9 protein-coding genes are annotated in these 9,705 nt (G+C 45.8%); 7 read left to right on the forward strand and 2 right to left on the reverse strand.

The window, feature by feature from the left end; genetic code table 11:
• The 6 genes from AC3A14_RS22850 to AC3A14_RS22875 all read left to right on the forward strand — a co-directional run.
• Nucleotides 1-1,611: CHAT domain-containing protein (locus tag AC3A14_RS22850; RefSeq protein WP_487779181.1), on the forward strand; the 1,611-nt coding region annotated here is incomplete at its 5' end.
• Nucleotides 1,612-1,811: 200 nt separating this feature from the next.
• Nucleotides 1,812-2,996: a cyanophycinase gene (locus AC3A14_RS22855; protein WP_318719746.1), complete on the forward strand. Its 1,185-nt coding sequence runs from the start codon at nt 1,812-1,814 to the stop codon at nt 2,994-2,996.
• Nucleotides 2,997-4,178 (forward strand): urea ABC transporter permease subunit UrtC, encoded by a 1,182-nt coding sequence (urtC, locus tag AC3A14_RS22860; protein ID WP_318733114.1) that lies wholly within the window; start codon nt 2,997-2,999, stop codon nt 4,176-4,178.
• Nucleotides 4,175-4,948, forward strand: a complete 774-nt coding sequence (urtD, locus tag AC3A14_RS22865; RefSeq protein ID WP_318702018.1) for an urea ABC transporter ATP-binding protein UrtD — start codon at nt 4,175-4,177, stop codon at nt 4,946-4,948. The genes urtC and urtD overlap by 4 nt, the downstream gene beginning before the upstream one ends.
• Nucleotides 4,949-5,026: 78 nt before the next feature.
• Nucleotides 5,027-5,749: an urea ABC transporter ATP-binding subunit UrtE gene (gene urtE, locus AC3A14_RS22870; RefSeq protein WP_318728757.1), complete on the forward strand. Its 723-nt coding sequence runs from the start codon at nt 5,027-5,029 to the stop codon at nt 5,747-5,749.
• 217 nt (nt 5,750-5,966) lie between these two features.
• The gene (locus tag AC3A14_RS22875) at nt 5,967-6,446 is read left to right on the forward strand and encodes a CYTH domain-containing protein (protein ID WP_318733115.1); all 480 of its coding nucleotides are present in this window, start codon (nt 5,967-5,969) and stop codon (nt 6,444-6,446) included.
• Nucleotides 6,447-6,567: 121 nt separating this feature from the next.
• On the opposite strand, the gene AC3A14_RS22880 is transcribed toward AC3A14_RS22875, so the two are convergent.
• Nucleotides 6,568-7,530, reverse strand: a complete 963-nt coding sequence (locus tag AC3A14_RS22880) for an aldo/keto reductase (protein ID WP_413039232.1) — start codon at nt 7,528-7,530, stop codon at nt 6,568-6,570.
• Nucleotides 7,531-7,625: 95 nt separating this feature from the next.
• The gene (gene rlmN, locus AC3A14_RS22885; RefSeq protein ID WP_318733117.1) at nt 7,626-8,696 is read right to left on the reverse strand and encodes a dual-specificity RNA methyltransferase RlmN; all 1,071 of its coding nucleotides are present in this window, start codon (nt 8,694-8,696) and stop codon (nt 7,626-7,628) included.
• Nucleotides 8,697-8,698: 2 nt separating this feature from the next.
• Between rlmN and lgt the strand changes: the two genes are divergently transcribed.
• A complete protein-coding gene (gene lgt, locus AC3A14_RS22890; protein WP_318733118.1) occupies nt 8,699-9,577 on the forward strand; it encodes a prolipoprotein diacylglyceryl transferase in 879 nt (292 codons plus the stop codon).
• The last annotated feature ends 128 nt before the right edge of the window (nt 9,578-9,705 follow it).

Raw genomic sequence — 9,705 nt, forward strand, 5'->3', positions numbered from 1 at the left:
CCTCCAACAGGAGAACAGCCTCCAACAGGAGAACAGCCTCCCCAAGATGGTAACTTGAATGCCCCTATTAATTCTGCTCTACAAGAGTTTGGGGAGAATGTTGATTTGGGTCGCGAGGATCCGGGAGGAGATTTGGGGGAACCTGGTTCCGATAGTCCGGGAGGAGATCGCACTCCTGCTCCAGACCCAGATCCGCAAGAGCAATCGCAACCCCAAGCTGGCCCTGAACCCGCAGAAGACCAACCCGGCCCCCGACAACCTGCTGCTCAGGGAGAAGAAGGCCAGGAGGCTGGTCAACCCGGCCAAAATGCTCCTGCTGCTGACCGGGTTGCTCGCTTAGAAGGCTTGAGAGAGGCACGAGCCAATGTGCATACTGAGCTAGATGCTGGCTATTTCAATGATGCGGTATTATCCATTGATGGATTATTTAGTGATGAATTATCTGTTTATACTGGAGAAGAATATGAAGTTGATGAGAATGTTCAATCTGTCGAAAAATTCCAAGAGCGTCTAGCTGAAATTGAGAAACTGACTGGCAAAACCACTGTGATTTCTTATGTGATCGCTCGACCCGATCAACTGGATTTAATCTTAGTCACTCCTAGAGGAGATTCAATCTACACCAGTGTTCCAGAGGCAAAACGAGAAGAGTTGCTCGAAGCGATCCAAAACTTCAGAGGTGAATTGACTAATCCCCGTAAACGCAATAGCACGAGTTATCTACCCTATGCACAAAAACTCTATCAATGGTTAATTGCGCCCATAGAAGATCAGTTAGAAGAAGTTGGAGCAGATGTTTTAGTCTTCAGTATGGATGTGGGATTGAGATCGCTCCCTGTGGCAGCTCTGCATGATGGCGAACAGTTTCTAGTGGAGAAATATAATTTGGGATTAATTCCTTCGCTATTGCTCACTGATACCCGATACCAATCCTTAGAAAATGCCGAAGTTCTAGCCTTTGGAGCCTCTCAATTTAGTCAACAAGCGCCTTTACCCGCAGTTCCTATCGAACTGGATAAGATCACGAAGGATTTATGGAGAGGCAAATCCTTTTTAAATAACGACTTTACTCTCAATAACTTGATGTCTCAACGCCAGTTTGCTCCCTCGGCGATCGTGCATTTAGCAACCCATGCTGAATTCAAGCCTGGATCTCCTAAAAATTCTTATATTCAACTGTGGAATGAACAACTGACCTTAGATAATTTAAGAACATTAGGATGGGATAATCCCCAAGTTGAACTGTTGGTCTTAAGTGCCTGTCGTACCGCAGTTGGCGATCCATCCGCAGAGTTAGGATTTGCCGGATTAGCCGTACAAGCGGGGGTGAAAACGGCTGTAGCGAGTCTTTGGTATGTGTCTGATGAGGGAACATTAGCCCTGATGACCCAATTCTATGATTACTTAAGGAATGCTCAACTTAAATCCGATGCTCTCCGAGAAGCACAGCTTGCTATGCTTAGGGGTCAAGTGCGTATTGAAGCAGGACAATTACGGGCTACTCGAGGTGGAAATGTTTCTCTGCCTCCAGTACTAGCAAATGTGCCAGAGCGACATTTAGCCCATCCCTATTATTGGTCTGGTTTTACGATGATTGGTTCGCCTTGGTAATTGGAGTATTATATTTGATGGCTGAGGTAATGACACAGACGTATTGACAGTTAGCTTAATCTCGCAAAAAAAGAGGATAGAATGCCACATTCTATCCTCAAAGATAGGAATCTATGTGAGTCATCCATCCCTTTTCCTGTAAAATGGGGTCTCTATTCATATATTTCGAGAAAATGACTGTTAGCTGACTGAGTAAACTGATGTCTGAAGTCTCTAAATCGGCTGGATCGCTAGTGATTATTGGAGGGGCACTCCGGTATAATAATCACGAAGTGTGGAAGCGAATTGTGGAATTATCCGGAGGAAAAGGAGCTAAAATTGCAGTTTTTCCGACAGCGAGTCGTAATCCTCAAAAGACCAATTATACAGTTAACGCTTTAAATCAACAGGGTGCAGAGGCGATCGCTATTCCGGTAGCGGTAAAAAATCGTGATGTAGATTACCGAGAAGCTGTTTATGATCCCCAACTGTTAGCTCAAGTTCGTGAATGTAATGGGGTCTTTTTCACGGGTGGAGATCAGTCCTATATTACCCAAGCTTTGTATGCAGAATCGGGTGGACATACCCCTATGCTCGATGTCATTTGGGAGATTTATCGTCAAGGAGGAGTGGTTGCGGGAACCAGTGCGGGAGCAGCGATCATGAGTACTACCATGTTTCGCCATCCTCCTGATATTTTAGATGTGATGAAATTTGGGGTTCACTGGGGAAGAGAAATTAATCGAGGTTTAGGCTTTATTGGCCCGGATTTTTTTGTCGATCAGCATTTTTTAGTCCGAGGACGGTTAGGGCGATCGCTCGTCATTATGCAAACTATTGGTTATAAACTAGGATTTGGTATTGATGAAAATACGGCTCTCGTGGTGCAAAATGATGAAGCCGAAGTGATTGGCGATCAAGGAGTGCTAGTGATGGATTTATCAGAAGCCTATGATAACCCCAAAATTCCCGAATTCAATCTTGATGGTATTCGACTCAGTTATTTAGGAAAAGGCGATCGCTACCACCTGCAAACCCAAACAATTAGCTTAAGCCAAATCAAGTTAAATGGTGATAAAATTGACCCCAACGATCCCTATTTTCAGCCTTATATGAGCGGCGATCGCTTCTACCCCGATTTACTAGCCCATAGCGTCCTTGACGATCTCCTTGCTCACCTTATTGATAGTCGACAAGAGGAAGCGATCGCTCTAGTATTTAATCCCTTGTCCTCAGATCGCAAAGCCCGTCTAGGTTTTAAGTTTACATTTTGGAAAGGACAAGATAGTCTAGGATATTACACGGGCGCACTGGGCGTAACGAGCTACACAGTTTTAAACATCTATGCTGCGGTAAAACCCATACAGATGAAACCCGTTTTATATGACGAACTGAAGTCACCTTAGATGTTAAAAAGTCCTTTAGAAGTTGGTCGAATTGCTCAACAAAAAAAGCGTCGCCAAAACCTGTGGATTGAATTAGGATTAGTCATTGCCATTGCCCTAATCTTAATGATCCTCATGCCGTTGATCCTGTCCCCCTTTCGCTTAAACCTATTGGGGCGATTTCTAGCTTTAGCTATTGTTGCTCTTGGTATCGATGTCATTTGGGGCTTTACCGGACTGTTGAGTTTGGGGCATGGTGTATTTTTTGCCCTGGGAGGTTATGCGATTGCCATGCATATGAAACTACAAATTCCTCCCGACTCCAGTATTCAACTGCCTGAATTTATGAGCCTCTATGGAGTCACGGAACTTCCCTGGTTTTGGGAACCCTTTGGCCCCTTTCAAATCGCTGCTTTAGCCGTTATCTTGGTTCCAGCATTATTAGGAGGGTTTTTAGGGTATTTAGTCTTCCGAAATCGCATTCGCGGAGTTTACTTTTCCATCCTCACCCAAGCCTCAACCATTGTATTCTTCAACTTCTTCAATGGTCAACAAAAACTGATTAATGGAACCAATGGACTCACCGACTTTAAAACTCTCCTGGGCTTTACCGTCAACGACCCGAAAACTCAAGTGGGATTTTATCTAATTACTATCCTGTTTTTAGCCCTCACTTATGCCCTGTGCCGTTGGCTGACGAGCGGTCGCTTTGGCCGCCTCTTAATTGCTATTCGCGATGATGAAAGTCGAGTGCGTTTTTCCGGTTATAACCCGACCGGTTACAAAGTTCTCGTATTTGCTCTTTCTGCTGGATTAGCTGGATTAGCTGGGGCATTGTTCACCCTACAAACCGGGATCATTTCTCCCAAAGCGATGGATATTGCTTTCTCAATTGAAATGGTGATCTGGGTTGCTGTGGGAGGAAGAGCGAGTTTAGTCGGTGCAATTTTAGGGGCGCTTCTGGTTAACTTTGCCCGCAGTAGATTAAGCGAACAATTTCCCGAAATTTGGTTGTTTTTCCAAGGAGCATTATTCTTAATTGTGGTGATGGTATTGCCCAGTGGGGTTGTGGGATGGTTGAGAACTGATGGCTGGAATTGGATACAAGCAAGTTTGGGCAACAAAACCGTCGTGACTTATCCCAGTTTAGACCAAGACCCGGAAGTGCAAAGAGAGCGGGAGCAGTTTGAAGAAAAATCATGAGCAAGGCTATTCTAGAGATTGAAAATTTAACTGTTGATTTTGATGGCTTTAGAGCGCTGAATCAACTCAATTTTAGTATGGAACCAGGGGAACTTCGGGTGATTATTGGTCCGAATGGGGCAGGAAAAACTACGTTTCTAGATGTGATTACAGGCAAAACTCAACCCACAACCGGACAAGTTCATTTCAAAGGTCTGAATACTCGCCGTTTAGCTGAACATCAAATTGCCCGTTTAGGCATTGGTCGCAAGTTTCAAACCCCACGGGTTTATCTGAATCTTACCCCAAGGGAAAACCTGGAACTAAGCTGTAATCCTAATAAGAACGTATTTTCGACGCTCTTGAGTCGTCCTCCAGAGAGCGATCGCCAGCGCCTGAATCACCTGCTCGAGATTACCGGACTTTCCCTGAAGGGCGATATTCAAGCGGCTCTCTTATCCCATGGGGAAAAACAACGCTTAGAAATTGGCATGTTAGTCGCCCAATCTCCCGATCTTTTATTAGTCGATGAACCGGTTGCCGGGTTAACCGATGAAGAAACGGAACAAACCGGCGATTTATTGCTAAGTTTAGCTGAAAGTCATTCTATTATTGTCATTGAGCATGACATGGAATTCGTCCGCCAAATTGCCCGTAAAGTCACCGTCCTACACCAAGGTTCTGTACTTTGTGAAGGCTCCATTGAAGAGGTGCAAAACGATCCACGGGTGATTGAAGTCTACCTGGGACAATCAGAATCAGACGATCCGAAGTCAATAGATTCGCGGTAAAGCAGGACATCACACATCATAGGCGATCAATCTAGACAGTTTCTCCATTACCCATTACCAGCTTGAAGCACTATAATCATGAACCAAGACCTATCCTCCCAACCCATTTTAAAGGTATCTGGATTGAATGTTTATTATGGAGAAAGTCATATTCTACGGAATGTGGACTTAGGAGTGAAACCGGGCCAAATGGTCTGTTTAATTGGTCGTAATGGGGTGGGGAAAACGACCTTGCTCAAGACCATTATGGGGGTTTTAAAACCTCGCAGTGGCGATATTTATCTAGAAAAGCAAAGTATTGTCGGTCTGTCCCCCGATCGCCGTGCTAAACTTGGTATCGGTTATGTGCCCCAAGGTCGGGAGATTATCCCCAGAGTCACCGTCAAAGAAAATCTGCTCCTGGGTTTGGAGTCTGGACGTGCAGGGAAAAAGAAGGAGATCCCTCCCTATATTTACGAGCTATTCCCCGTCCTAGAGAGCATGTTATGGCGCATGGGAGGGGACTTGAGTGGAGGACAACAACAACAACTGGCGATCGCCCGCGCTCTCATGGGTCGTCCGCAACTGCTGGTTCTTGATGAACCGACTGAAGGCATTCAACCCTCGATTATCCTCGAAATTGAAGCAGCCGTGCGTAAAATCATCGAAACGACAGGAATCTCTGTACTCCTGGTTGAACAGCATCTACATTTTGTCCGTCAAGCTGACTGGTATTACGCCATGCAAAAAGGGGGGATCGTTGCATCCGGGCCAACTGAAGAACTCAGTCAAGATGTGATTCAGGAATTTCTAGCCGTTTAGAGGAATGACCAGACCAAAATGGCGATCGTCACGATAAACGCAATATGATTAATCCAATCATCAGAAGTCCAGTCTTTAAACATAATCACTCTTCTATTTAAGGTCTAGAGTCTACAGCGTAGATTATAGCGCTCTGTGGTAAGTTAGGGGGAAGACCCTCTAGCAATAGGCAATAGGGAAAATCTGATTTTCCCCTTTTCTTAAACTCCTTAATATTATGGCGATTGAAATTGAACGCAAATTTCTAGTAAACGGAGAAAGTTGGCGCGGATTAGGCAAAGCCACCCACTATCGCCAAGGCTATATTCGCACTGAAAATCATCAAACCGTTCGCGTGCGGATTGCTGGCGATCGCGGCTACTTAACCCTGAAATCCTTAGCCTCTGGGTCTTCTGGCATTCATCGCTTAGAATATGAATATCCGATTCCCTTAGAAGATGCCCAGGAAATGCTAGAGTATTTGTGCGATCGCCCCCAAATCGACAAAATTCGCTACACCCTAAACTGGAGCGGCATGGTTTGGGAAATCGATGAATTCGCTGGAGAAAATCAAGGATTAATCCTGGCAGAAGTTGAACTCACCGATGCCAATCAAGACATTGAATTACCCGAATGGGTTGGTGAAGAAGTTTCCGAAGATCGCCGCTATTTTAATTCTTATTTAGCAAATCATCCCTATAGTCAATGGAAACATTAGAAACATTAAAGACTAGCCTAATATTCCGAGTTTTACCCGACTCCATCAATCAATAGTAAGGAAGTGGAAGAGCCTGAATCTCGCTTAGATGTCAAGGGGGGACGATCGCCCACAGATTGCATTAAAAAGCCCAGAGAACAGGGTCATATTCTAGGTGATTTGTAACGGTGGAGCCGATCGCCTCAATCTCCTCTAGTTCTGCCTCAGAAAGCTGGATTTCTGCAGCGATCGCGTTATCTTGCACTTGTTGGACATTGCGAAAACCAGCGATCGCATGGGTGCGCGGTTGAGCCATGACCCACGCTAGAGCCAGTTGTGCTAAAGTACACGCTTTTTGAGCAGCGATAGGGCGTAATTGTTCCAGTGCCCGTTGTGCCCGTTGGTAATGCTCCCGATTGACAAAGAGCTTGTTTTTTGCGCGATGATCGCCAGGAGGAAATTGATGATCCGGGCCGAATTTCCCCGTGAGTAATCCTTGGCAGAGGGGAGAATAGGCAAGAATTGACCAATTCTGCTCAATACAATAGTTTTGAATTTCCCCTTCAATAGCGCGCCAAAACAGGGAATAGGGAGGTTGTAAACTGTCAATGGGGCCATATTGCCGTGCTTCTTCCATTTGCGCCACAGAAAAATTAGACACCCCGATCGCCCGAATTTTGCCCTGTTGCTTTAACTCGACCATGGCTTGCATCGTTTCGGCGATCGGTACACTGTCGCTCCCCCAACTGCCAGAGGGCCAATGCAATTGATACAAATCAATATAATCCGTTTGTAAATTCTTTAACGACTGCTCGCAGGCGGCGATCGCCGCATCATAGCGAAAATCACTTACCCATAACTTAGTCGCAAAAACCATCTGATCTCGCACCTCCCGCAACGCTCTGGCAACCAGACGCTCAGAATCTCCATTCCCATACTCGGATGCCGTATCCACCGTCGTTATACCCGCCTCGAAACCCGCTCTCAGCCCTTCAATCAGCTCCTCCTCATCCGTACCCGCCCACATGCCTTTATCCGCTTGCCAAGTCCCCATAATAATGGGTGTAATCTCAATCTCCGTATTTCCTAAAGCATAAGTTTGCATCATTCTCCCTCCTTCACGAATTTAGAAGCGATTGTTTTCAGCAACTATGTCCTTCATTATTGTGCTTTAGCGCAGCAATGAAGGACATAGTATTCTTAAGCGCGAGAAGCCCTCAATTGCCCACAAGCAGCATCCGCCTCTAAACCCCGCGAATAGCGCACACTCACTGCAATATGGTGCTTCGTCAAAATCTCCTGAAATTGCTCAATGCGCTGGCTATTGGGACGCTGATAATCAACTTCACTAATGGGATTGTAAGGAATTAAATTAACATGATTTTGAAATCCCCGTAGGAGGTGGGCCAATTCCACAGCATGTTGGGGCAGATCGTTCACGGCTCCCAATAAAATATATTCAAACGTAATCCGCCGGCCAGTAAGCTTAACGTATTCCCGACATTCATCCATTAATTGGGGCAGCGAATATCGCAGAGCGCTGGGAATTAATTTTTCTCTGAGCCCTTGATTTGAGGCGTGGAGACTGACGGCGAGGGTAATTTGCAGTTGAGCTTTGGCGAATTGGCGAATCCGTTTGGCAATACCGACCGTAGAAACAGTCATTTGTCGTTGGCTAATCCCCACATCTTTATTTAAACAGTGGAGCGATTTTAAGACAGAATCCAAGTTGAGTAGGGGTTCACCCATTCCCATAAAGACAATATGACTGACGCGCCGCCCAAAGTCATTTTGCACCGTTAAAACTTGATCGACAATTTCGTGGGGTTGCAGATGGCGCACAAATCCCCCTTTACCCGTAGCACAGAAATCGCAACCCATGGCACATCCAACTTGGGAGGAAACACAGACGGTGAGCCGTTTAGCAGTAGGAATACCGACGGTCTCAATAATTTCTCCGTCTTGGAGTTGCAGGAGATATTTAATCGTGCCATCGGGGGCGATCGCCCGATAATGGAGCGTAGAACGACCGATATTAACCTGAGCCATTTCCTGTCGCCAAGCTTGGGGAAATACCGTAATTTCTGGCAGTGATCGCGCCCCTTTCTGATAAAGCCACTGGTGTAATTGGCGGCCTCGATAGGCTGGTTGCCCGTGGTCTTGAACCCAAGTGGTGAGAGACTCTAAGGATTGACCGAGTAAGGGAGCGTCTAGAACAGGAGATGATATAACTGGAGAATTGATATTAGATGCTTTCGGGGAAAGAGACATTGATGATTGGTCTTGAGATTGGGTGGAATAGTTCTATTTTGCCCTTAGCCTTTGAATTTGCCTCTCCTGGCCCGATTATTTTCCAAATTGGTAATTTGGCGATCCGTTGGTATGGCTTGTTAATTGCTTCGGCAGTATTGTTGGGAGTAACCTTGTCCCAGTATTTGGCTCAACGTCGTGGTGTGCATCCAGATGCGATCTCAGATGTAGCGATTTGGTTAGTCCTGGGGGCAATTCCTGCGGCGAGACTGTACTATGTGTTATTCCAATGGCCCAACTATGCTGACCGTCCAGGGGAGATTTTCGCTATTTGGAAAGGGGGAATCGCCATTCATGGAGCGATTTTAGGAGGACTGTTAGCTGTATTAATTTTTGCACGACTGAACCGGATTTCGTTTTGGATGTTAACGGACTTAGTCGCTCCGTCTCTAATTCTGGGACAGGCGATCGGTCGCTGGGGTAACTTTTTTAATTCAGAAGCCTTTGGTAAACCGACGGATTTACCCTGGAAGTTATATATTCCCGTCGATCGTCGTCCCCCGGAATATATCGAATTTGACTATTTCCATCCCACATTTCTCTATGAATCCCTCTGGAATCTGCTGGTTTTTGCTCTACTTCTGGGATTATTTTTTTATAGCTTAAACCGTAAACCGCCCCTGAAACTGGGTACGATATTTATGGTGTATATGATTGCCTATAGCTTAGGTCGGGTCTGGATTGAAGGATTGCGTACCGATAGCTTAATGTTGGCAGAGTTTAGAATTGCCCAGTTGGTGAGTTTAGGAGCGATTTCTTTGGGGGTTTTGGGCTTGGTTTGGCTTTATGGCTTCGATCGCCCGTTGCCGGATGTAGTGCCAATGACAGATAGCAATGCCTAAATTGCAGCCAATGAACCAAAAAAAGCCCCGGAGGCTAACCTCCAGGGGCTGGATCGGGGTGCATCTACCATTTCTTTATCAGAAAAATGGGTTGAAAACCCCGTCCTTTTAGGACGGCTTTGCGGTAC

It is taken from the genome of Roseofilum sp. (assembly GCF_982964205.1).

Bases quoted from the DNA above. Each gene is read 5' to 3' on its own strand.
- AC3A14_RS22855 (WP_318719746.1), top strand. From the start codon at position 1,812: ATGTCTGAAGTCTCTAAATCGGCTGGATCGCTAGTGATTATTGGAGGG.
- urtC (WP_318733114.1), top strand. From the start codon at position 2,997: ATGTTAAAAAGTCCTTTAGAAGTTGGTCGAATTGCTCAACAAAAAAAG.
- urtD (WP_318702018.1), top strand. From the start codon at position 4,175: ATGAGCAAGGCTATTCTAGAGATTGAAAATTTAACTGTTGATTTTGAT.
- urtE (WP_318728757.1), top strand. From the start codon at position 5,027: ATGAACCAAGACCTATCCTCCCAACCCATTTTAAAGGTATCTGGATTG.
- AC3A14_RS22875 (WP_318733115.1), top strand. From the start codon at position 5,967: ATGGCGATTGAAATTGAACGCAAATTTCTAGTAAACGGAGAAAGTTGG.
- AC3A14_RS22880 (WP_413039232.1), bottom strand. From the start codon at position 7,530: ATGCAAACTTATGCTTTAGGAAATACGGAGATTGAGATTACACCCATT.
- rlmN (WP_318733117.1), bottom strand. From the start codon at position 8,696: ATGTCTCTTTCCCCGAAAGCATCTAATATCAATTCTCCAGTTATATCA.
- lgt (WP_318733118.1), top strand. From the start codon at position 8,699: ATGATTGGTCTTGAGATTGGGTGGAATAGTTCTATTTTGCCCTTAGCC.